General features: G+C 67.9%; 18 protein-coding genes and 1 pseudogene. 12 read left to right on the top strand and 7 right to left on the bottom strand.

The features are described 5' to 3' along the window. Positions 1–51: 51 nt before the first annotated feature. The 3 genes from G6N20_RS16975 to G6N20_RS16965 all read right to left on the bottom strand — a co-directional run bounded on the left by G6N20_RS16975 (position 52) and on the right by G6N20_RS16965 (position 2,726). Entirely contained in the window at positions 52–384 is a 333-nt protein-coding gene (locus G6N20_RS16975; RefSeq protein ID WP_083049303.1) for a hypothetical protein, read from the bottom strand. Further along, positions 381–1,931 (bottom strand): MBL fold metallo-hydrolase, encoded by a 1,551-nt coding sequence (locus G6N20_RS16970; protein ID WP_083049306.1) that lies wholly within the window; start codon positions 1,929–1,931, stop codon positions 381–383. Before G6N20_RS16970 ends, G6N20_RS16975 begins: the two co-directional genes overlap by 4 nt. A gap of 69 nt (positions 1,932–2,000) precedes the next feature. After that, on the bottom strand, positions 2,001–2,726 hold the full coding sequence (locus G6N20_RS16965; RefSeq protein ID WP_083049309.1) for a phosphotransferase: 726 nt from the start codon (positions 2,724–2,726) through the stop codon (positions 2,001–2,003). 67 nt (positions 2,727–2,793) lie between these two features. On the opposite strand from G6N20_RS16965, the gene G6N20_RS16960 reads away from it, so the two are divergent. The 5 genes from G6N20_RS16960 to G6N20_RS21815 all read left to right on the top strand — a co-directional run bounded on the left by G6N20_RS16960 (position 2,794) and on the right by G6N20_RS21815 (position 6,247). Continuing rightward, the gene (locus tag G6N20_RS16960) at positions 2,794–3,573 is read left to right on the top strand and encodes a lysophospholipid acyltransferase family protein (protein ID WP_083049311.1); all 780 of its coding nucleotides are present in this window, start codon (positions 2,794–2,796) and stop codon (positions 3,571–3,573) included. A 3-nt stretch (positions 3,574–3,576) separates the two neighbouring features. Continuing rightward, a complete protein-coding gene (locus G6N20_RS16955) occupies positions 3,577–4,332 on the top strand; it encodes a lysophospholipid acyltransferase family protein (RefSeq protein WP_083049313.1) in 756 nt (251 codons plus the stop codon). A 22-nt stretch (positions 4,333–4,354) separates the two neighbouring features. Continuing rightward, the gene (locus G6N20_RS16950; protein WP_083049315.1) at positions 4,355–5,140 is read left to right on the top strand and encodes a lysophospholipid acyltransferase family protein; all 786 of its coding nucleotides are present in this window, start codon (positions 4,355–4,357) and stop codon (positions 5,138–5,140) included. 13 nt (positions 5,141–5,153) lie between these two features. After that, positions 5,154–5,975, top strand: coding sequence for a Cof-type HAD-IIB family hydrolase (locus tag G6N20_RS16945; protein WP_083049318.1), 822 nt, complete (start codon positions 5,154–5,156; stop codon positions 5,973–5,975). 137 nt (positions 5,976–6,112) lie between these two features. Beyond that, positions 6,113–6,247 (top strand): hypothetical protein, encoded by a 135-nt coding sequence (locus tag G6N20_RS21815; RefSeq protein WP_263992246.1) that lies wholly within the window; start codon positions 6,113–6,115, stop codon positions 6,245–6,247. A 16-nt stretch (positions 6,248–6,263) separates the two neighbouring features. Here the strand turns inward: G6N20_RS21815 and G6N20_RS16940 are convergent, their stop codons facing one another. The 4 genes from G6N20_RS16940 to G6N20_RS16925 all read right to left on the bottom strand — a co-directional run bounded on the left by G6N20_RS16940 (position 6,264) and on the right by G6N20_RS16925 (position 12,327). Next, entirely contained in the window at positions 6,264–7,874 is a 1,611-nt protein-coding gene (locus G6N20_RS16940; protein WP_083049342.1) for a PE family protein, read from the bottom strand. Positions 7,875–8,049: 175 nt separating this feature from the next. Then, positions 8,050–9,456, bottom strand: coding sequence for a PE family protein (locus G6N20_RS16935; RefSeq protein WP_269474133.1), 1,407 nt, complete (start codon positions 9,454–9,456; stop codon positions 8,050–8,052). Positions 9,457–9,564: 108 nt separating this feature from the next. Then, the gene (locus tag G6N20_RS16930; RefSeq protein ID WP_232065363.1) at positions 9,565–11,220 is read right to left on the bottom strand and encodes an LGFP repeat-containing protein; all 1,656 of its coding nucleotides are present in this window, start codon (positions 11,218–11,220) and stop codon (positions 9,565–9,567) included. A gap of 171 nt (positions 11,221–11,391) precedes the next feature. Then, positions 11,392–12,327, bottom strand: a complete 936-nt coding sequence (locus G6N20_RS16925) for a hypothetical protein (RefSeq protein WP_083049322.1) — start codon at positions 12,325–12,327, stop codon at positions 11,392–11,394. Between the two features lie 287 nt (positions 12,328–12,614). Between G6N20_RS16925 and glf the strand changes: the two genes are divergently transcribed. The 7 genes and pseudogenes from glf (at position 12,615) to G6N20_RS16890 (ending at position 21,666) form a co-directional block, all read left to right on the top strand. Further along, entirely contained in the window at positions 12,615–13,811 is a 1,197-nt protein-coding gene (glf, locus tag G6N20_RS16920) for a UDP-galactopyranose mutase (protein WP_083049325.1), read from the top strand. Next, positions 13,808–15,739 (top strand): glycosyltransferase, encoded by a 1,932-nt coding sequence (locus G6N20_RS16915; RefSeq protein ID WP_083049328.1) that lies wholly within the window; start codon positions 13,808–13,810, stop codon positions 15,737–15,739. The genes glf and G6N20_RS16915 overlap by 4 nt, the downstream gene beginning before the upstream one ends. Further along, positions 15,732–16,256 (top strand): annotated as a pseudogene (locus G6N20_RS16910) (phosphatase PAP2 family protein); the annotation flags it as partial. The gene G6N20_RS16915 and the pseudogene G6N20_RS16910, both read left to right, overlap by 8 nt. Before the next feature lie 89 nt (positions 16,257–16,345). After that, positions 16,346–17,260: a decaprenyl-phosphate phosphoribosyltransferase gene (locus G6N20_RS16905; protein ID WP_083049334.1), complete on the top strand. Its 915-nt coding sequence runs from the start codon at positions 16,346–16,348 to the stop codon at positions 17,258–17,260. Beyond that, positions 17,247–19,226, top strand: coding sequence for a terminal beta-(1->2)-arabinofuranosyltransferase (aftB, locus tag G6N20_RS16900; RefSeq protein ID WP_083049343.1), 1,980 nt, complete (start codon positions 17,247–17,249; stop codon positions 19,224–19,226). Before G6N20_RS16905 ends, aftB begins: the two co-directional genes overlap by 14 nt. A 353-nt stretch (positions 19,227–19,579) precedes the next feature. After that, entirely contained in the window at positions 19,580–20,605 is a 1,026-nt protein-coding gene (gene ag85A / locus G6N20_RS16895) for a diacylglycerol acyltransferase/mycolyltransferase Ag85A (RefSeq protein ID WP_083049336.1), read from the top strand. 155 nt (positions 20,606–20,760) lie between these two features. Beyond that, positions 20,761–21,666, top strand: a complete 906-nt coding sequence (locus tag G6N20_RS16890) for an esterase family protein (RefSeq protein WP_083046772.1) — start codon at positions 20,761–20,763, stop codon at positions 21,664–21,666. Positions 21,667–21,699: the final 33 nt, after the last annotated feature.

Raw genomic sequence — 21,699 nt, 5'->3', positions numbered from 1 at the left:
ATCGCGGTGGAATTCGCCCTGAGCACACGTTCGGCGAGCGGCCGTTAAGCGTTAGCCTCGCTGGCTGAGCAGGTCATCCAGCAGCGCGGTGAATTCGTCGGGGCGTGCCGGGGTGAAGGCGGGCTGCCATCGGGCTCCCGGCACGTCGAGGGTGATCAACGTCGACTTCAGCGGCCGGTAGACGTCCAACGGCAGCCAGCGGCGCAGATCCGAGCTGCCCCAGATACGGAACCGATGCGTCAGCAGGCCCAGCGACTCGACCCGGTAGCCGCGGATGTTCGCCAGCGGGATGACCTTGGCCGTGCCCGAGGGAAAGTGGTAGCGGCGCAACGTGAGCGCTGCGCGGTCCAGCTGCACCACACCGTCGTCGTAGAACTGCATCATGACCGCGAACTCCGCAACTGGTGACCCCGGGTGGTCAGGCAGCGGCCATCGTCGAGCCGCCACTGCCACCCGTGCAGGTTGCAGGTCAGCGTGTTGCCCTCCACCACACCGAATTTCGACAGATCGGCCTTGAGGTGGGGGCATCGGCGCTGAATTTCCCAGCCGTCCAGGGTGATCGAGGCGCAGTCATCGTGGGCCTCGGCGAACCAGCCGTCGGCGTAGGCGATCCGCTCGTCGGTCAGGCACTTGAAGAACGTGTACAAGTATTCGTTGTAGCCGCCGACCCGCCATGCCCTAAACCGGGTGGATAAGAAGATGGTGTTGACCCAGTCGGGTTCCTGATCGCGCAGCACCGTGCGCACCAGCTCGGGCGCGATGGCGAACCCGTAGCGCACCTTCTCGTCGGAAATCCGCTCTCGCACCGCACGTTTCGGAAAGTCCAACACCACCGTTTGCGGGCCGATCACCAGTTCGACCGGGTAGCCGATGCCGTCGCAGATCTCGTTGCTTTGCAGCATGATCGGTTCGAACAGCGCGCGCAGTGGCTCGAGCAGCGGCTCACCCTCGGCCGGGGCCCAGCCCGCCTTCTCCGCGGCGAGCACCGGCGCCATTCGGTCGGCATAGTCGGCGAGGTATGCGGCCTTACCGGTGGTAAAGATAGCCTCGACTTGGTCGGCGGGCAGCGGGTGGCTCAGCGAGTTCAGCGCCGCGCCGGCGAAATCGGCGATCGAGCCGGGAATCATCAGCAGGCCGCGGTCGTGGCCGTGCGCCCGCATCTGCTCCAGGAACACCGTCTGGTCGGGGAAGATGTTGGCCGGATCGGTGCCGTCGTCGTTGAGGTGACTCAGTTCGGGGTCCAAGAAGCACGGCGGCCCGGCGGACGGCACCACCCAGGTCGCGCCCACCTGGGCGATGTACTGGCGGGCGCGGTCCATCTGCCGCTGCCGCTTTTGGATGCCGAACGCTGCCTTGGCCCGCGCCGGCATGTCGTAGACCATGGGGTACCAAATGGCCCCGGAGTACTGCAGCATATGCACGTCGATGTGGCCGAATTCGGCGGCCAGCACATCCAGGTCGACCGGCCTGGCGTCGTTCATGTTGAAAGCCGTTGTCTCGCCGTCCGACACCGCCAGCGCCGAGTCGCCGATCGGGCCGTCGGCCGGCGCCCGCAGCGCGATGATCATCACGTCGAGGTCGCCCTTGGGCCCCGACAGACGGTGCTTGACCGAATCCGTGGTCTCGAAGAACCGGTGAAACCCCAGCTTCTGCAACTCGTTTCGCAGGTCGGGCACCGGGTAGTCGGGCAGCAGCACGACCGCGTCCTTGTTGACGTGCGCCTCCAGCAGCTTGGCGTCGAAGTGGTCCTTATGCAGGTGCGAGACATACAGATAGTCACAGTCGCCCAGGGCGGGCCAGTCCAGCGCGCTGTTGTCCGGGAAGGGGAACCAGGAGCCGAAGTACGCCGGGTTGACCCAGGGGTCACACAGGATGCTGCCCGCCCGGGTCCGGATCAGAAAGCCAGCGTGGCCGACGCTTGTGACCTGCACAAATTCCCCTCCAACGACCTGCCCACCCAGCGCACGTTGGGCACAAAGCAGTGTCGAGCTTAGCGTGCGTCAGAGGGTCGGGTCTTGCCACAACCGCTGGTAGTAGTCGATCCGCGGTGGGTCGGGGGCGATGCCGTAGGCGGCGAAGAAGTCCGCCGCCCAGCTGCGGCCCGGGTAGTTCCAGCCCAACGACAGCGTTGCCACCGCGAGATCGGCCCACCGGTCGGCCACCCCGAGCTCACCGAAATCGACATGACCGCAATAGTGGCCGACGTCGTCAATCAGCGTGTTGGGTGCGCACGCGTCGCCGTGGCAGACCACCAGCCGATCGACCGGCGGCGGGTCGGGCAGGTTCGCCCGGTGCGCGGGATGCAGCACGGTCAGCCGGCTTTCCACCGACCAGTCGAACGGGCACGACGACACCGGCAAGCTGTCATGCAGAGTGCGCAACCCCACGGCAATCGCCCGCACGGCCACTGCCGGGGTGGCCTGCCAGCGCGGATGCACCGCAGACAGCCCGGGCAACCCGCGGGTGCGCAGCCACGTCCAGTCTTCGTCGACCCCGACCTCGAGCACGTGTGGCACCGGCAGGTACCGCGCCGCCCAGCGCAGCCGGCGTGCTTCGTTGGCGAAGTCGGCCGTCCCGGCCCTGGCCACCTTGATGAATTCGGCACCGGCAGCCACCCGGAAGGTGAGGCCGCCCAGCTCGTTGGCCCACACCGCGCGCACCGGTCGCCCGGCTGCGAGCCGGCGAACCACCGCGGGCACCGCGGGCGGGGACGCCGGGAAGGACAATGGGCACCTCCCTGTTGCCGGTTTCCCGCTTCAGGCAACCGGCCGCCGAGCACTAGGCTGACTTGCTGTGGAACCGGTATACGGGACGGTCATTCAGCTCGCCCGCTTGATGTGGCGCGTACAGGGTTTACGGATCACGGTGACCGGCGAAGATAACTTACCGGCCAGCGGCGGCGCTGTCGTCGCGATCAACCACACCAGTTACCTCGACTTCACCTTTGCGGGCCTGCCCGCCTACAAGCAGGGCCTCGGGCGCAAGGTGCGCTTCATGGCCAAGCAGGAGGTCTTCGACCACAAGATCACCGGCCCGATCATGCGTCGCCTGCGGCACATCCCGGTGGATCGGCAGGACGGGGCCGCGTCCTACGATGCCGCGGTCGGCATGCTCAAGGCCGGCGAGCTGGTCGGCGTCTATCCCGAAGCGACCATCAGCCGCAGTTTCGAGATCAAGGAATTCAAAACGGGCGCGGCCCGCATGGCCGTCGAGGCCGCCGTGCCGATCGTGCCGCACATCGTCTGGGGTGCGCAGCGAATCTGGACGAAGGGTCATCCCAAGAAGCTGTTGCGCCCGAAGGTGCCGATCACCGTCGTCGTCGGCGAACCGATTGAACCGACGCTGCCGGTAGCCGAGCTGAACGGGCTGCTGCATTCACGGATGCAGCACTTGCTCGAACGTGCACAAGAACTGTACGGACCCCATCCCGCCGGTGAGTTCTGGGTGCCGCACCGGCTGGGCGGCGGCGCGCCGTCGCTGGCCGAGGCGGCCCGCATGGACGCCGAGGAGGCCGCGATCAGGGCGGCGCTGCGCGCCCGGCGCGCCCATCCCGCCGGCGCCGCGGAGCAATGAGCGATGGCCCAGCCGACCTACCGGACGCTGGAAATCCTGGCCCAGCTGCTGGTCGTGGCCACCGGAACCCGGATCAGCTACGTCGGCGTGGACAACGTTCCGGAGCGGGGCGGCGCCGTGATCGCCGTCAACCACACCAGCTACGTGGATTGGCTACCGGTCGCGTTGGCCATGCGCCGGCGGCGCCGCAAGCTGCGGTTCATGATCAAAGCCGAGATGCAACGGGTGAAGGTGGTCAACTTCCTGATCAAGCGCACCCGGATGATCCCGGTGGATCGGGGCGCCGGGGCGGGCGCATACGCGGTGGCGGTGCAGCGGTTACGGGAAGGGGAGCTGGTCGCGGTCTATCCGGAGGCCACCATCAGCCGCAGCTTCGAGCTCAAGGAGTTCAAGACGGGGGCCGCCCGAATGGCGCTGGAGGCGCACGTCCCGATCGTCCCGGTGGTTGTGTGGGGCACCCAGCGGATCTGGACCAAGGGCCATCCCCGCAACGTGGGCCGCACCAAGGTGCCCGTCGCGGTGCACGTGGGGCCGCCATTGCGGGCCGCCGCCGACATCGCGCTGACCGGCCAGGCGCTGCGCGAGTCGATGACCGCCCTGCTGCACCAGGCGCAGCGGGACTACCCACACCCAGCCGGGGCGTACTGGGTGCCGCGCCGGCTCGGCGGTGGTGCTCCGACGCTGGCCGAGGCGGCTCGGATGGACGCCGCCGAGGCCGCAGCCAGGGCCGCTGGCCGGACGCAGCGGCAATCGGGTTAGCGGTGGGAGGGATAATTGCGACATGGCAGAGCCGTTCTTCCGAATGATGGAGGTTCTCGTTCCGTCGATCGTTGCGCTGAACGGAAACAAGATCACCTACCGTGGCCTGGAGAACATTCCGCTGCGCGGCGGAGCCTTGATTGCCCTCAACCACACCAGCTACGTGGACTGGATTCCCGCCTCGATCGCCGCCAAAGAACGCCGGCGGCGGCTGCGGTTCATGATCAAGGCCGAGATGCAGGAGGTCAGGGCGGTCAACTACGTGATCAAGCACGCCCAGCTGATCCCGGTGGACCGCACCGAGGGGTCGGAGGCTTACGCGATGGCCGTGCAACGGCTGCGGGACGGAGAACTCGTCGGGCTGCATCCGGAGGCGACCATCAGCCGCAGCTACGAGCTGAAGGAATTCAAGACCGGGGCGGCCCGGATGTCGATCGAGGCGCGGGTGCCGGTCATCCCGATGATCGTGTGGGGCGCACACCGGATTTGGCCCAAGGACCATCCAAAACAGTTGTTCCGCAACAAGGTTCCGATCGCCGTCGAGATCGGGGCCCCAATGTGGGCACGGGGCCAGGTCGAGCAATTCAACGCCGAGCTGCGCGACGTCATGAACGCGATGCTCTACCGGGTCCAGGAGGAGTACCCGCATCCCGCGGGGAAGCACTGGGTGCCGCGGCGGCTGGGCGGCAGCGCGCCGACCCCCGAAGAATCCCGGGAATTGCGGTTGGCCGAACTGGCCGAGCGGATGCAACGGCACGGGTACGACGGCGTGACGACGGCGAGGCGCGACCAAGGCGGACGACGCTGACCGCCTGCCCAGTATGAAGCCGTCCCCGCCGGGGCTGATCGCGTGTGACGTCGACGGCACCCTGTTCGACGACGATGAAACCGTCACCCCGCGAACTCGTGACGCCGTGCATGCCGCGGTCGCCGGCGGTGCGGCGTTCGTCCTGGCTACCGGTCGCCCGCCGCGCTGGGTGCGGCCGGTGGTCGACGCGCTCGGGTTTGCCCCGATGGCGGTGTGCGCCAATGGCGCCGTCATCTACGATCCCGCCACCGATCGGGTGGTGTCGGCGCACACGCTGTCCGTCGACGTGCTGGCGCAATTGGCGGAGATCGCGACGCGCGTGATCCCCGGTGTCGGGCTGGCCGTCGAGCGCATCGGCGAACGCGCGCACGACACCGCGACCCCCCAGTTCGTCAGCTCCCCGGGCTACGAGCACGCCTGGCTCAACCCGGATAACACCGAGGTGTCCCGGGAGGACCTGCTCAGCGCGCCGGCCATCAAGCTGCTGATCCGTCGAGCCGGCGCCAGCAGCGCCGAGATGGCGGCCGTGCTGGCCAAACACGTCGGCTTCGAGGGCGACATCACCTACTCCACCAACAACGGCTTGGTGGAGATCGTGGCGCTGGGTATCAGCAAGGCCACCGGGGTGGACGAGATCGCCCGGCCGCTGGGGATCGGTGAGGCCGACGTGGTGGCCTTCGGCGACATGCCCAATGACGTGCCGATGTTGCTGCGGGCCGGCCATGGCGTGGCGATGGGTAACGCGCATCCCGACGCGCTGGCGGCCGCCGACGAGGTCACCGCGCCCAACAGTGAGGACGGCGTGGCCCGGGTGCTGGAGCGTTGGTGGGCCTGACCGCGAACGCGGCGCCAATGAGGCGCGGCACTTCTGCCACACCGAATTCTCTTGCAACGAAAGGTGTTGATCGTCGATGACGACGACCCTCGTGGCGCTGCACCCGACTGGTCGGGATCGCCGCCCAGGTCGTGATGATGAGGATCGCGACCCTGGTCATCGGCATCGACATGGCCGCGTTGTTCCGCGCCGACGAGTTCAGCTACGAGGCGCGCGTCGTGGCGGCGGCCCAGTTCGCGCTCGGGTTGGTGGTCGCGGTCGCGATCCTGTGACCGCGCCCCGGCGCGGCTATCCCGCGGGCTTGATCGCCAGGGCGAGCTGTTGGGGGATGTAGTTGACGAACAGCGGCACCAGTCCTGAGAAGGGCGTGCCGAAGATGGTGACGTTGATCGGGTTAACACCACTGAGATGGGGGTCGATCGTTGCCGTGATGGGGTGGGGCGGAACGAGAATCCCGTCGAAGGGCATGTGCAGAATGATCGCTACGGTTTGGGGCAAACCGTTTGGCAGACCCGTTGGCACCAATATCGTCATATCGATGGGGGTGTTTCCGTTCAGGAAGCCGTTGAGTGCGACGGCTGGAGCATCGATGAGTACGCCGGCCGCTCCTAACACGTTCCCGGTCGCCAGGGCCTGGTTGAACACTTCCGCGCTGCTTGCGAGCGCGTTCAGGGTGGCGAACGGCGGACCCGCTGCGCCATAGGTGAGCACCAACGGCAACCCGAAGAAGGTACTCAGTGTTCCGGCCGAGGGGTTTAGCACCGGTATTGTGACGGTTGCTGAAATGCTGGGGGTCGTCAGCGTATTGAGCACGTTGGTGAAGTTCTGCGCCATCTGCCTGGGAATCGAGGGCGGCATCAGGTTGGTGAAGTACTGCGCCTCTTGTCCAGGAATGTTCATCAGGGTGAACAGATCACCCAGCGGGCCGAGCAGCACGGGTTTGGCCGTGATGATGACCGTGAGATTCTGCACGGTGATCGTTACGTTGCTGGTGTCGGCCCCGGTGACCAACAGATTGGCGAAGGCCTGCCCCAGGTCGGTGACCGCGCCGTAGTAATTGCCCACCAAGAGCTGTTGAAACGCCAACTCGAGCCCGGCCCCAAAATTGGGCAGCCCGGCCACCAGGCCGGTGACCGCGTGGTTGAGCGTGGCGCCAAACAGCTGGGCGAAGCCGATCTGGGTGCTGATGAACTGTTGGATGTAATAGGCCCAGTTGAACGCCAACAGCTGCTGGATGCCGGCCTGGATGGCCGCCGGCACGTTCGCCAAGCTGGCGGGCAAGTTCTGGATGGCACCGGCCATCGCGGCGGCGATCTGCTGCCAATAACCCAGCTGGTTGGCGAGGACCTGACTCAGGAAGGGAAACGGGTGGGCGGCCCAGGCATTGCCGAGGGCTTGCAGGTTGGTGGCCGTGTTGACGACGAGTTGCCCGTACGCGCCGCCCGGAACGGCGGCGACCGCGGCCGCGCCGGGCGTCCACAGCCCCGGCGGCGAGGTCGTGTTGAGCCCCTGCAGCCCGGGCACGCTCGCGACGGCCCCGGACACGGCCGTCGCACCCGCCTCGACCTGGCTGGACAGCAACGCGGCCGCGCTGCCGTGGGTCAGGGCCTGCCCGGCGTTGGCGATCTCGGCGCCCAGATACGCCGCCGCCCCACCGTTGAGCAGGCGGACGAACTCGGCATGAAACGCCGCCGCTTGGGCGCTGACCGCCTGGAATTCCTGGCCGAAGGTGCCGAACAGCCGGGAGATAGCGGTCGACACCTCGTCGGCGGCGGCGGCCGCGATCCCGGTCGTGGGGCCCGCGGCCGCCGCGGTGGCCTCCCGAACCGTGGAGCCGATGCCTACCAGATTCCTCGCCGCGTCCGCTATCGCCTCAGGTGCCGTGACCACGAACGACACGGTCATTTCCTCTCGAGATCTCACTGCCCGGTGAGTGGAGCGTAGTAGCGGGCGTCCCCGCGCCGCCGGGGATTCGGCGCAACACTTTGCTGCAATTTGGCCGCTTCGCAAAGACAACTTGCATAACCGTGGTTCAAAACCCCGTTTCGGATCGGCAGCCGTTGCGGTGCTCCAACTACGGCAGTACGACCCCGCCGGCCTGGCCCAGGATGATCGCTTGACCGCCGGGCGTCACGTAGCCACCGGTGGGCCCGTAGACGCCATAGATCGGGTTGGTCGGGCCCGCCCCGGCGTAGATGTCGTTGATCCAGCCCGAGGACAGGGTGTACACCGCCGCGGTGGCGCCGGGCGGGGAGAACCCGGTCAATAGCTGGGCCGCGACGTCGATGATGGGTTTTCCGCCCAGCATTGAGTCGACATGCGAGCCGTTGACGATCTCGATCCCGACGAACTGCCCGGGGTACAGACTGACCAGTTGATTGGTGGTGGCGCCGAAAGCGTTCCATGGCTGGGGCGGCGCGGCCACCACATAGACGGGGACACTCAACGTCTGCAGGCTGGCTACCGCGCTCCCGAAGGCCGCGGAATTGGATGCGACCCCGTCGAACATCAGCACGCCGAGAAGGTTGTTGTCGGCGGGGTTCGCCCCGATGGCCGCGATGTAATTGCCGCCGGCGATCGTCGCGAGGCCCCCGCCGGCGGAGTGTCCGGACAAGATGAAGTCCTCCGGTAGCGTGCCCTGGTAACCGGCCTGGTTCGCGCTGACGTTCAGCGCCGGCTGGCTGCCGAGGAACAACGCGGCGACACCCTGCTGCATCTGCGCGCCGCCTATCCAGGCGCCGAACGGCAACGGGATTGACGGCACGGTGGGCACGACCACGACGCTGTTGGTCTGCTGCGCCAGCTGGATGGCCAGCGGCTCGTAGAACCAACCTATTGCCCCGAAGCCGTGCTGCAGATAGATGACACCGGTGGCGTTCATCGAACCGTCCGCCTGCGTCGGGAAGTACCAGTGTGCCGGGGCGGGGTAGTTGAACTGGGGAATCGTTAGGCCCAGGAAGGAGGACGGGCCGATCGGAATTTGCAGGAAGGAGAACCCCGACTTGACTCCGGTCACCCCGTTGGTGGGCGGGGCGGCGAGGGCTTCGGTGGCTGCGTAGGTAACCGCCCCGCCGAGACCTGCCTCGTTGGTGGCGGTGCCGAGCAGCGTGCTGGGCTGCGCGGGGCCGGTGGCCCCGGTGCCCGCGGCGCCGCTCACCAGCAGCGGACGCCCCAGCAGCCGCTCAAGGGGTGGCAAAATCCCCGGACTCTCGGCCGGTGACAGCAGCGACCGCAGCGGCGACACGTTCGCGGCCTCGGCGGCCGCATACGCCGCCCCGGCCGCCCTCAACGCACGGACGAACTGGTCGTGAAACAGCGTCGCCTGCGCGGTCAGCGTCTGAAACTCTTGGGCGTAGCTGCCGAATAAACCCGCGATGGCCGCCCACACCTCATCGCCGGCCGCCGCGACCACCCCCGTCGTGGAGGGCGCCGCCGCGGCGGTGGCCGCCTCGATCGCCTCTGCGACACTCGGGGCTGCCACGGAATGGTGGCCCGTCAGAGCTGAGCGCGCCGCGATTGTGAATCTGACGACGCCGCAGCGGCCTGTTGCGTTGTCAGATTCACAGTCGGCGAGGGGCTTTAAGACTAGTCAGGGGATGGGATGGGTGGGCAGCGAGAAATGCTCGGGCGGCACCGTCGGGCCGCTGGGAGGTTGTGTCGCCAACGGCGTGGTGATCCCGTCGACGACCTCGGTGACATTGCCGGTGAGCCGTTCGAAGTTCAACGTTCCGTGCTGGAAGTTCTGCGTGATCCACAGCGGCTCCTGGATCTCGGCGCTGGTGGGCAGCCCGAGCGGACCGCGTTCATAGCTCAGCCGGGCCCAGGCGTCATAGATCGCGCCGGTGACCGGTTGGGCGCCGGTGACCGCAGACCAGTACATGGCGCCCTTGGCGAAGGTGGCGTATCTCCCCCCGCCCTCGGCGTCTGACTCCGGTGAGGTCGGCGGACCCAGCACGCTGTTCATCCCGCCCAGCTGCTGCCAGCGCTGGTAGATCGCGCCGCCCTCCAGCGCCTTGATCAGCTCCTCCGGCGGATCGTTGAAATGTGCTGCGATGTCGCGGATCTCGTCCATCAGTGCATAGCCGGCGTTACCGGGACAGTCGGTTTTGCCGACGTCGCGGTGGGTGAAGATGGCGGGCAACTTCGCGATGGCTCCGCCGGAGAAGGTGGTGTAGGAACCGCCCTCCGACTCCAGGTCCACCGTGCTCTTCGGGTCGACGTCGTCTAGCCCCAGCCGCCAGCCGAGCAGCCGGCCGACGGTGCGCAGCTGCACGGGCGTGGGCGGTGTGTCGTCGAAATTGCCGATCATCGCCACGCCCCAGGTGTCGCGGTTGAATCCGCCGGTGTGGAACCCTTCGACCGCCTTGGTGAGTCCGCCGGCGCTGCCCTCGAACACCTGGCCGTACTTGTCGACCAGTGCGTTGTAGGCGATGTCGCACCAACCCAGGGTCTTGCTGTGGTAGGTGTAGATGGCCTTGACGATCCCCGCCGACTCCAACGGTGAATAGTCGTTGCTGCCCGCGGTGTGGTGCAGCACCGCGGCGCGAACCTTACGGTCGTACTGTGGGCTACCGCATCGCAGCGACTCGTCGGCACCCCATTCCGCGCGGCCGATGATGGGCGGGGCCTGGCCGGGCATGGTGACACCGGTCGGCGGCGTCCACTGGGTACCGGCCGGCGCCCGCGGCGGCGAGATGAGGATCGCGGAGATGTTCTGCCCGAAGGGCCGTTCCTTGGTGGCGGGCCGGTAGCCAAGACCGCCTCGGCTGCCCTCGGTCGTGCCGCCTGGCGGTGGCTGGGTCACCGGGGCATCGATCGGGCGGGTGACCGCGAGCTGCACGGTCGTCGTGGTGCCCACGAAGACCGGGTCGGTGCTGCGCGGACCCATTGCCGGCTCACCGCCCTCCGCCGCAGCGGCCGTGCCCGCGTCCGGCGCTGAGGCTTGGTACTCGGCCTGGTACCAGGGTCCCCAGGATCCGTCGGGGCGCTGGGCGCGCACCCGGGTAGAGGTGCCGGCCAGGTCGCCGGTCAACGCAACCAAGGAGAACGGTGTGTCCTGAGTGAGTTCGCGGACGGTGATGCCGCCGCCGAGCCCGATCAGCGGCCGCTCGGCGAGTTTGGTGTCGTCGGGTTGCGGTGTCTGCTGGGCGCCGGCGGCGGGACGGTGCAGCGCCCACAAGACAACGAACACCGTTGCTGCGATGGCGGTCAGCAACATCGTGGGTGTGCGGCGGCCAGATGGCACCAATCGATGTTACGTGTGTGTCTAGTGTTTCGTATGAGGCGACACGGGATGCGCGCGGCGCATGCGGAAAATCCCGTCGACGACACCGCAGAGGAATGTCGCTGGATGGGTTGCCGGGATCCGGTCCAGCGGTGGCTCTGCGGTGTCGTCAGGTGACAGGCTCGCGGTGCGCTAGGTGACCGGGATGAGTTCCGGGGCGGCGGGTGCCGGCGCCGCCGGTGCCGGCGCCGCGCCGGCGTGCACGGCCGGTGCCGGCGCGGCCGGCGCGCCCCCGGCGGGCGCGGGTGGCGCGGGAACGGCTGGTGCGGCCGGCGGGGCCGCGCCCCCGGCGTTCTGCACACCCTGCATGATCGCCGGCATCACCAGGCCCTTGAGCAGGTCAATGGCCTGGCTGGCGCCCAGCTGGTTGGCGGCCTGTATCAGGTCGTTGACCAGCCCGCCGCCCCCGGTGCTGGCCGTGCTGGCCGGGCTGACCGGCGACAGACCGGTGCCACCGCCCAGCGATGGATCACCCAGGATCGGGTAGGTGCCGTCGACACCGGGGTCCAACCCGGCCGGCGAGGTGATCGGGATCTCGCCGGTGCCACCGGCTGGCGTCAAACCCGTCGGGCCGGTGAGGCCGGGCGTGATGCCCGCGGGGCTGGTCAGCGCGGGGTTGGTGAGCGCGGGGTTGGCTTCGGCACCCGGCATCGGCGGCAGCGGCGTGCCCGGCGTGGCAAGCGACCCCGGCGACGTGGGGGTCAGGCCCGGGCTGGTCAGGCCGGGGCTGGTGAGGCCGGGGCTCGTCAGGCCTGGACTTGTCAACCCGGGACCGGTCCCCAGGCCGGGACCGGTCCCCAGCCCGGTGCTGGCACCGCTGCTACCGCCCAGGGCGGGCACCGGCGGCACGTTGATCCCGAATTGCGACAGCCCCTGCGACAGCGCGCCAATCAGCTCGCTGGGCAGGTCGGCGATGTTGGCCGCCTGCGTGAACTCGTGGTGTTCGACCGGTGGTGTGCTGCCGGCCGTCGATTCGTAGACAAGAAAGTAGGCACATGGACTCGCAACGGCCAGGGCGGCGACCGCGCGGATGGCTGTCGAGAGCTTGCGTCGGCGTCGGTTCGGCACGGAAGTCTCCTCAATGTGGGCCGCAACATGGGCTGTGCAGGGTGTCGAGCCGCCTGCCCGGGTGTTTCGGAGTGCATGGCAGGAACCCCACCCGATCGATGGTACGAGTGTGATTGGTGTGACCAGAGTGGTTATACCGAATCGTGAGGCAATCGCGACCTTCGGTGCGGCCGGCGGTTGACGGCCCACATCCTGCCCGCGCAGCTGGCCGAAACCCGTTGAAACCCCGGCCCCCACGAGCCGCCAAATCGGGTTTTCGCAGCAAGGTCAGATACCCTAGGCAACCGATGACCGCTCGTTTCGACCTCTTCGTCGTCGGCTCCGGATTCTTTGGCCTGACGATCGCCGAGCGCGTGGCCACCCAACTGGATAGGCGGGTTCTCGTCATCGAGCGGCGGCCGCACATCGGCGGCAACGCCTATTCCGAACCGGAGCCGCAGACCGGCATCGAGGTCCACAAGTACGGTGCGCATCTGTTCCACACCTCCAACAAGAAGGTGTGGGACTACGTGCGCCAGTTCACCGACTTCACCAACTACCAACACCGCGTCTTTGCGATGCACAACGGGCAGGCCTACCAGTTCCCGATGGGGTTGGGCCTGGTCTCGCAGTTCTTCGGGCGCTACTTCACCCCCGAGGAAGCCCGCCGGCTGATCGCTGAGCAGGCTGCCGAGATCGACACCGCGGATGCGCAGAACCTCGAAGAAAAGGCCATCTCGCTGATCGGCCGGCCGCTCTATGAGGCGTTCGTCAAGGGCTACACCGCCAAACAATGGCAGACCGACCCCAAGGAATTGCCGGCGTCCAACATCACCCGGCTGCCGGTGCGCTACACCTTCGACAACCGGTACTTCAGCGACACCTACGAGGGTCTGCCGGTCGACGGCTACACCGCCTGGTTGACGAACATGGCCGCCGACGACCGCATCGAGGTCAGGCTGAACACCGACTGGTTCAGCGTGCGCGACCAGCTGCGCGCCGCCAGTCCCGAGGCACCAGTGGTCTACACCGGCCCGCTGGACCGCTACTTCGACTATGCCGACGGCCGGTTGGGCTGGCGCACCCTGGACTTCGAGGTCGAGGTGCTGCCGATCGGGGATTTCCAGGGGACCGCGGTGATGAACTACAACGACCTGGACGTCCCCTACACCCGCATCCACGAGTTCCGCCACTTCCACCCCGAACGTGATTACCCGACGGACAAGACGGTGATCATGCGGGAATACTCGCGGTTCGCCGACAACGACGACGAGCCCTACTATCCGATCAATACCGAAGCCGACCGCGCCCTGTTGGCCACCTATCGGGCCAGGGCGAAGTCCGAGACCGCGTCATCGAAGGTGCTTTTCGGCGGGCGCTTGGGCACCTATCAGTATCTGGATATGCATATGGCCATCGCCAGCGCGTTGAGCATGTACGAGAACGTCCTTGGGCCCCATCTGCGCGACGGCGCCCCGCTGATCGCTGAGGAAGCCTCGGCATGACCGCCGTCAGCCTGCTGTCCCGGATCATCCTGCCGCGCCCCGGCGAGCCGCTTGATGTGCGCAAGCTGTATCTGCAGGAGTCGACCACCAACTCTCGGCGCGCGCACGCGACCAGCCGCACCGCGTTGCAGATCGGCGCCGAGTCCGAGGTGTCGTTCGCCACCTATTTCAACGCGTTCCCGGCCAGCTACTGGCGACGCTGGTCGATCTGCACGTCCGTGGTGCTGCGCGTCGAGCTGGCCGGAGCCGGGCGTGTGGACGTCTACCGGACCAAGGCCACCGGGGCACGCATCTTCGTCGAGGGCCGGGAGTTCGCCGGCACCGAGGATCAGCCCGAGGTGCTCGACGTCGAGGTGGGGCTGCAACCGTTCGAGGACGGCGGCTGGATCTGGTTCGACATCACCACCGACAGCAAGGTCACGTTGCGCCGCGGCGGCTGGTATGCCACCGTCCCGGCGCCCGGGACCGCCAACATCGCGGTCGGCATCCCGACGTTCAACCGCCCCGCGGACTGCGTCAACGCGCTGCGCGAGCTCACCGCGGACCCGTTGGTGGACGAGGTGATCGGCGCGGTGATCGTGCCCGATCAGGGTGCCCGCAAGGTGCGCGACCATCCGGACTTCCCCGCCGCGGCTGCTCGGCTGGGCAATCGGCTGTCCCTGCATGACCAGCCCAACCTGGGCGGTTCCGGCGGCTACAGCCGGGTGATGTATGAGGCGCTGAAGAACACCGATTGCCAACAGATCCTGTTCATGGACGACGACATCCGCATCGAGCCGGACTCGATCCTGCGGGTGTTGGCGATGCACCGGTTCGCCAAGAGCCCGATGCTGGTGGGCGGCCAGATGCTCAACCTGCAGGAGCCGTCGCACCTGCACATCATGGGCGAGGTGGTGAACCGCACGAACTTCATGTGGACCGCGGCGCCGCACGCCGAGTACGACCACGACTTCGCCGAATATCCGCTCTACGACAAGGAGGACAAAAGCAAGCTGCTGCACCGGCGTATCGATGTCGACTACAACGGCTGGTGGACGTGCATGATTGGCCGCCAGGTCGCCGAGGAGTTGGGGCAGCCGCTGCCGTTGTTCATCAAGTGGGACGACGCCGATTACGGCCTGCGGGCCGCCGAGCGCGGCTACCCGACGGTCACGTTGCCGGGTGCGGCGATCTGGCACATGGCCTGGAGCGACAAGGACGACGCCATCGACTGGCAGGCCTACTTCCACCTGCGCAACCGGCTGGTGGTCGCCGCCATGCACTGGGACGGCCCAAGGGTGCAAGTCACCGGGCTGGTGCGCAGCCACCTGAAGGCAACGCTGAAACACCTTGCCTGCCTGGAATATTCGACGGTGGCAATCCAGAACAAGGCCATCGACGACTTCCTCGCCGGCCCCGAGCACCTCTTTTCCATCCTGGAGTCGGCGCTGCCGGAGGTGCACCGCATCCGCAAGGCCTATCCGGATGCGGTGGTGCTGCCGGCGGCCAGCGAATTGCCGCCGCCGTTGCACAAGAACAAGGTGATGAGGCCGCCGGTGAACCCGGTGACGATCGGCTACCGGCTGGCCCGCGGGATCGTGCACAACCTCACGGCCGCCGACCCGGCCCACCATCGGCGCCCGCAGTACAACGTGCCCACCCAGGACGCCCGCTGGTTTCGGCTGTGCACGGTCGACGGCGTGACCGTCACGACGGCCGACGGGTGCGGCGTGGTGTACCGGCAGCGCGACCGGGCGAAGATGTTCTCGCTGCTGTGGCAGTCGCTGCGGCGCCAGCGTCAACTGCTGCGCCGATTCGACGAGATGCGCAGGGTATACCGCGCAGCGTTGCCGGTGCTGTCCAGCAAGCAGAAGTGGGAGACGGCGCTGTTCCCCGCAAGCGGGTGCAAGCCCCGGCCGGCGGTCGGTAACGAGCCAGCGCATGGCTGAACCGGCGGCGCCGCCGCGCGGCGAAGTGGCCGCGATGGTCGCCGTCCAGTCGGCGCTGGCCGATCGCCCCGGGGTGCTGACCACCGCGCGCGTCATGTCCCACTTCGGCGAGCACAGCGTCGGGTGGCTGGCGGTGTCGCTGCTGGGTGCGGTCCTGGTGCCCCGTCGGCGCCGGGAGTGGCTGCTGGCCGGGGCCGGCTCGGTCGTCGCCCACGCGGCCGCGGTGCTGGTCAAGCGGCTGGTGCGGCGCCGGCGTCCACACCATCCGGCGATCGCGGTCAACGTCGGAACGCCGAGTCAGCTGAGCTTCCCGTCGGCGCACGCCACCTCCACCACGGCCGCGGCCATCCTGATGGGCCGGGCCGCCGGGTTGCGCAGCGTGGTGGCCGCGCCCGCGGCGCTGGTGCCGCCGATGGCGCTGTCGCGAATACTGCTGGGGGTGCACTATCCCAGCGATGTCGCGGTCGGTGTTGCGCTCGGCGCCGTGATCGCGGCCCTCGCCGTCTCACTCGACGGCCGGATGCCCGACCAGGACGTGCGCCGCCGCGGGGGTGCTCAGCCCGCCGCCGGCCCGAACACGGCCCCGAACACGAGAGGTGCGGCCGGATGAGTGACGACGTGGTGCCCGTGACCGGACCGCCGGCAAACCTGGTGGTCGGGGTGGTCAAAGCGATGCGCCCCCGGCAGTGGGTGAAGAACGTGCTGGTGTTGGCCGCGCCGCTGGCCGCGTTGGGCGGCGGTGTCCGCTACGACTACGCCGAGGTGCTGACCAAGGTGTCGGTGGCCTTCGCGGTGTTCAGCCTGGCGGCCTCCGCGGTGTATCTGATCAACGACGTGCGCGACGTCGAAGCCGACCGGGAGCACCCCACCAAGCGGTTTCGGCCGATCGCGGCCGGTGTGGTCCCCGAATGGCTGGCCTACGGCCTGGCGGCGGTGTTGGCAGGGGCGTCGTTGGCCGGTGCCTGGGCGCTGACGCCGAATCTGGCGCTGGTGATCGCCGTGTACATCGGCATCCAGCTGGGGTATTGCTTCGGCCTCAAACACCAGGCGGTGATCGACATCTGCATCGTGTCGTCGGCGTACCTGATCCGCGCCATCGCCGGCGGCGTGGCCGCCGACATCCCGCTATCCAAGTGGTTCTTGCTGACCATGGCGTTCGGGTCGCTGTTCATGGTGGCCGGCAAGCGCTACGCCGAGCTGCAACTGGCCGAGCGAACCGGCGCGGCGATCCGCAAGTCGCTGGAAAGCTACACCAGCACCTATTTGCGATTCGTCTGGACACTGTCGGCCACCGCGGTGGTGTTGTGTTACGGGCTGTGGGCATTCGAGCGTGACGGCTACCGCGGGTCCTGGTTCGTGGTGTCGATGATCCCGTTCACCATCGCGATCCTGCGTTACGCCGTCGACGTTGACGGCGGGCTGGCCGGGGAGCCCGAGGACATCGCGCTGCGCGACCGGGTGTTGCAGCTGTTGGCGCTGACATGGATCGGAACAGTTGGTGCTGCTGTTGCCTTCGGCTAGCGCCAAGCTCAAAGCCCTCCAGGCCGGTGCGTTGACCCGCCGGCCGGTGATCAAGCCGGTTGGCCGGCCGGTGTTTCCCTGTGAACCCGTGGTTCGGGTCAGCCTGTGGATCAGCGTGGCGGTGGTGGCCGCGCTGTTCGGCTGGGGGGCCTGGCAGCGACGCTGGATCGCCGACGACGGGCTGATTGTGCTGCGCACGGTGCGTAATCTACTGGCCGGCAACGGCCCGGTGTTCAACGTCGGCGAACGGGTCGAGGCCAACACCTCCACGGTGTGGACCTATCTGCTGTATGCGGCCAGCTGGGTGGGCGGGCCGATGCGCCTGGAGTACGTGGCGCTGGCTGTGGCGTGGACGCTTTCGGTGCTGGGTGTCGTGCTGCTCATGTTGGGAACCGCCCGGTTGTATGCGCCCAGTTTGCGGGGCCGCCGGGCGATCGTGTTGCCGGCCGGGGCGCTGGTCTACATCGCGGTGCCACCGGCGCGCGACTTCGCCACCTCGGGCTTGGAGAACGGCTTGGTGCTGGCCTATCTGGGGTTGCTCTGGTGGATGATGGTGTGCTGGTCGCAGCCGCTGCGGGTGCGCCCGGATGGCCGCGTCTTCATCGGTGGGCTGGCCTTCGTCGCCGGATGCAGCGTGCTGGTCCGGCCCGAGTTGGCGCTGATCGGCGGGGCAGCGCTGATCATGATGGTGATCGCGGCCCGCGACTGGCGCCGTCGCCTGCTGATCGTGCTCGCCGGCGGGTTGCTGCCGGTCGCCTACCAGATTTTCCGGATGGGCTACTACGGGCTGCTGGTGCCGGGTACCGCCCTGGCCAAGGACGCCGCCGGTGACAAGTGGTCGCAGGGGATGATCTATCTCGCCAACTTCAACCGGCCCTATGCGCTGTGGGTGCCGGTGGTCCTGTTGGTGCCGCTGGGAATTCTGTTGACGGTGGCGCGGCGTCGGCCGTCGTTCATGCGCCCCGCGCTGGCGCCGGACTACGGCCGGATGGCCCGGGCCGTGCAGAGTCCTCCGGCCGTGGTGGTGTTCATGTTGGCTAGCGGTCTGCTGCAGGCGCTGTACTGGATTCGGCAAGGCGGCGACTTCATGCACGGCAGGGTGCTGCTGGTGCCGTTGTTTTGTGTGCTGGCACCGGTGGCGGTGATCCCGGTGTTGATGCCCGACGGAAAGGACTTCTCCCGCGAGACCGGCTACTGGCTGGCCGGGGTCGTCGGCCTGCTCTGGCTGGGGGTAGCCGGCTGGTCGCTCTGGGCGGCAAACTCACCGGGCATGGGTGACGACGCCACCCATGTCACCTACTCGGGGATCGTCGACGAGCGCCGCTTCTACGCCCAGGCCACCGGGCGCGCACATCCGCTGACCGCGGCCGACTACCTGGATTACCCGAGGATGGCCGCGGTGCTGGTCGCGCTCGACAACACCCCGGACGGGGCCTTGCTGCTGCCGTCGGGCAACTACACGCAATGGGATCTGGTGCCGATGATCCCGCCGGGAACCGCCCCGGGCATTCCGGCCACTCAAAAGCCGCAACACACGGTGTTTTTCACCAACCTGGGCATGCTGGGCATGAACGTCGGCCTCGATGTCCGGGTGATCGACCAGATCGGTCTGGCCAATCCGTTGGCCGCGCACACCGAGCGGCTGAAGCACGCCCGCATCGGGCATGACAAAAACCTGTTCCCGGACTGGGTGATCGCCGATGGCCCGTGGGTGAAGTGGTATCCGGGTGTTCCCGGCTACCTCGACCAGCAGTGGGTCGCGCAGGCGGAGGCGGCGCTGCGGTGCCCGGCGACCCAGGCGGTGTTGAACTCGGTGCGCGCGCCGTTGACCCTGCACCGGTTCGTCTCCAATCTGCTGCACTCCTACCAGTTCACCCGGTATCGGATCGACCGGGTACCGCTCTACGAGCTGATCAGGTGCGGGCTGGAGGTGCCCCAGCTGCCCCCGGCCCCGCCCCGCGAGTAGCCGAACGGCAGCCGAGCGATGAAACGACGTTTCCGGCGGTGCCCGACCGGCGGTCCGCCGCGCCGAAGCGCCGCACGGCCCAATTGACAGCAACATCACATTTTGAGCGCCACCGGTGCGGGCCGAACGGCCGGCACATGCGAAAATGCCATGTCTGGCGGGCAGTCAAGGCCGGCACATCGCGCCGATTCGTCGCCGGACGGACGGATCGGCGACGCGGTCGGGGAGAGTGGACGCCCGAAGTTGTGGTTGACTACACGGGCACTGCTGCGCCCCGCGCCGGCAGTTCGACCCAGTTGAGGATGCGCCCAAAAGTTCAGGATGCGCCTAAAACTAAGGATGAGGAAGCAAGGATGAAGCTTGTTGACAGGTTTCGTGGCGCCGTGACGGGTATGCCGCGCCGACTCATGGTGGGCGCCGTTGGCGCGGCCATGCTGACGGGTCTGGTCGGTGTCGTCGGTGGCTCAGCGACCGCGGGGGCGTTCTCGCGGCCGGGCCTGCCGGTGGAGTACCTGCAGGTGCCCTCGGCGGCGATGGGCCGCAACATCTTGGTCCAGTTCCAAAGCGGCGGCCCCAATTCGCCGGCCCTGTATCTGCTCGACGGCCTGCGCGCGCAGGACGACTACAACGGTTGGGACATCAACACCCCCGCCTTCGAGTGGTACTACCAGTCGGGGCTGTCGGTGATCATGCCCGTTGGTGGGCAGTCCAGCTTCTACAGTGACTGGTACAACCCGGCCTGCGGCAAGGCCGGCTGCACGACCTACAAGTGGGAGACCTTCCTGACCAGCGAGCTGCCTCAGTGGCTGCACAGCAACAAGCAGGTCAAGCCCACCGGGGGCGCCGTTGTCGGCCTTTCGATGGCCGGAACGTCGGCGCTGACCCTGGCCACCTACCACCCGCAACAGTTCGTCTACGCGGGCGCGATGTCGGCCCTGCTGGACCCCTCCCAGGCGATGGGGCCGACGGTCATCGGCATGGCGATGGGTGACGCCGGGGGCTACAAGGCCTCAGACATGTGGGGGCCGTCCGGTGACCCGGCATGGCAGCGCAACGACCCGCTGTTGAACGTCGGCACGGTGATCGCCAACAACACCCGTCTGTGGGTGTACTGCGGCAACGGCAAGCCCTCGGACCTGGGTGGCAACAACCTGCCCGCCAAGTTCCTCGAGGGCTTCGTGCGGACCAGCAACATCAAGTACCAAGACGCCTACAACGCCGGTGGCGGCCACAACGCCGTGTTCAACTTCCCGGACAGCGGCACGCACAGCTGGGAATACTGGGGTGCGCAGCTCAACGCGATGAAGTCTGACCTGCAGCAGGCGCTGGGCGCCACCCCCAACGGCGGCACCACCAACGGCAACACCCAGCACACCTGATCGGGCTGGGTCTGGCAGCAACCACGACCAGCGGCGGCAACCCGGCCGGGTTGCCGCCGCTGGTCGTCTCATCTCCCCTTTATCCGAGCGTGCGCGGTGTGGTTAGCTACCTTGCGAGCCGGGCCTTGCCCGGACCCCGCGGGATGGAGGTGGACATGAGGGGTCTGTCGGTGCTGACACGGGCGCTCTGCGTGGTTGCGTTGTCCGTCGCGGCGGGCTTTGCGGCGGCGACGCCGGGATCCCTGGGCGTGGCCAACGCCGCCCCGTACGAGACCCTGATGGTGCCCTCGGCTGCGATGGGCCGCGACATCCCGGTCGCGTTCTTGGCCGGGGGACCGCACGCGGTGTATCTGCTGGACGCGTGCGACGCCGCCCCGGATGTCAGTAACTGGGTGACCGCGGGTAACGCGATGAACACCTTGGCCGGCAAGGGGATCTCGGTGGTGGCGCCGGCCGGCGGCGCCTACAGCATGTACACCAATTGGGAGCAGGACGGCAGCAAGCAGTGGGACACCTTCCTGTCCAGTGAGCTACCCGATTGGCTGGCCGCCAACAAGGGCCTGGCCCCGGGTGGGCACGGCGCGGTGGGCGCCGCGCAGGGCGGCTATGGCGCGATGGCGCTGGCCACCTTTCACCCCGACCGGTTCGGCTTCGCCGGATCGTTGTCCGGGTTTCTGTATCCGTCGAGCACCACGATCAACGGGGCGATCCTGGCCGGCCTGCAGCAATATGGCGGTGTGGACGGCAACGGGATGTGGGGCGCCCCACAGCTGGGCCGGTGGAAGTGGCACGACCCGTGGGTGCACGCCGCGTTGCTGGCGCAGAACAACACCCGGGTGTGGGTGTGGAGTCCGACCAACCCCGGGGCCAGCAATCCCGCCGCCATGATGGGTGCATCGGCTGAGGCGATGGGCAGTGCCCGGAATTTCTACCAGCAGTACCGCAACGTCGGCGGACACAACGGGCACTTCGATTTCCCCGGCGGCGGTGACAACGGCTGGGGCTCGTGGGCGGCCCAGCTGAGCGCCATGACCGGCGATATCGTCGGGGCCATCCGGTAACGCCGGCCAAGGGCGCAGGACCACGGCGTGGTT

Source organism: Mycobacterium shinjukuense, from assembly GCF_010730055.1.
Taxonomy (GTDB): Bacteria; Actinomycetota; Actinomycetes; order Mycobacteriales; family Mycobacteriaceae; genus Mycobacterium; species Mycobacterium shinjukuense.
This window is presented reverse-complemented; position numbering and strand designations above follow the sequence as displayed.

What these genes read in the sequence shown, in the direction of transcription:
- G6N20_RS16975 (WP_083049303.1), bottom strand. Translation starts at nt 384, where the DNA reads ATGATGCAGTTCTACGACGACGGTGTGGTGCAGCTGGACCGCGCAGCG.
- G6N20_RS21815 (WP_263992246.1), top strand. Translation starts at nt 6,113, where the DNA reads ATGAGGATCGCGACCCTGGTCATCGGCATCGACATGGCCGCGTTGTTC.
- G6N20_RS16905 (WP_083049334.1), top strand. Translation starts at nt 16,346, where the DNA reads ATGAGTGACGACGTGGTGCCCGTGACCGGACCGCCGGCAAACCTGGTG.
- glf (WP_083049325.1), top strand. Translation starts at nt 12,615, where the DNA reads ATGACCGCTCGTTTCGACCTCTTCGTCGTCGGCTCCGGATTCTTTGGC.
- G6N20_RS16945 (WP_083049318.1), top strand. Translation starts at nt 5,154, where the DNA reads ATGAAGCCGTCCCCGCCGGGGCTGATCGCGTGTGACGTCGACGGCACC.
- ag85A (WP_083049336.1), top strand. Translation starts at nt 19,580, where the DNA reads ATGAAGCTTGTTGACAGGTTTCGTGGCGCCGTGACGGGTATGCCGCGC.
- G6N20_RS16955 (WP_083049313.1), top strand. Translation starts at nt 3,577, where the DNA reads ATGGCCCAGCCGACCTACCGGACGCTGGAAATCCTGGCCCAGCTGCTG.
- G6N20_RS16890 (WP_083046772.1), top strand. Translation starts at nt 20,761, where the DNA reads ATGAGGGGTCTGTCGGTGCTGACACGGGCGCTCTGCGTGGTTGCGTTG.
- G6N20_RS16950 (WP_083049315.1), top strand. Translation starts at nt 4,355, where the DNA reads ATGGCAGAGCCGTTCTTCCGAATGATGGAGGTTCTCGTTCCGTCGATC.
- G6N20_RS16915 (WP_083049328.1), top strand. Translation starts at nt 13,808, where the DNA reads ATGACCGCCGTCAGCCTGCTGTCCCGGATCATCCTGCCGCGCCCCGGC.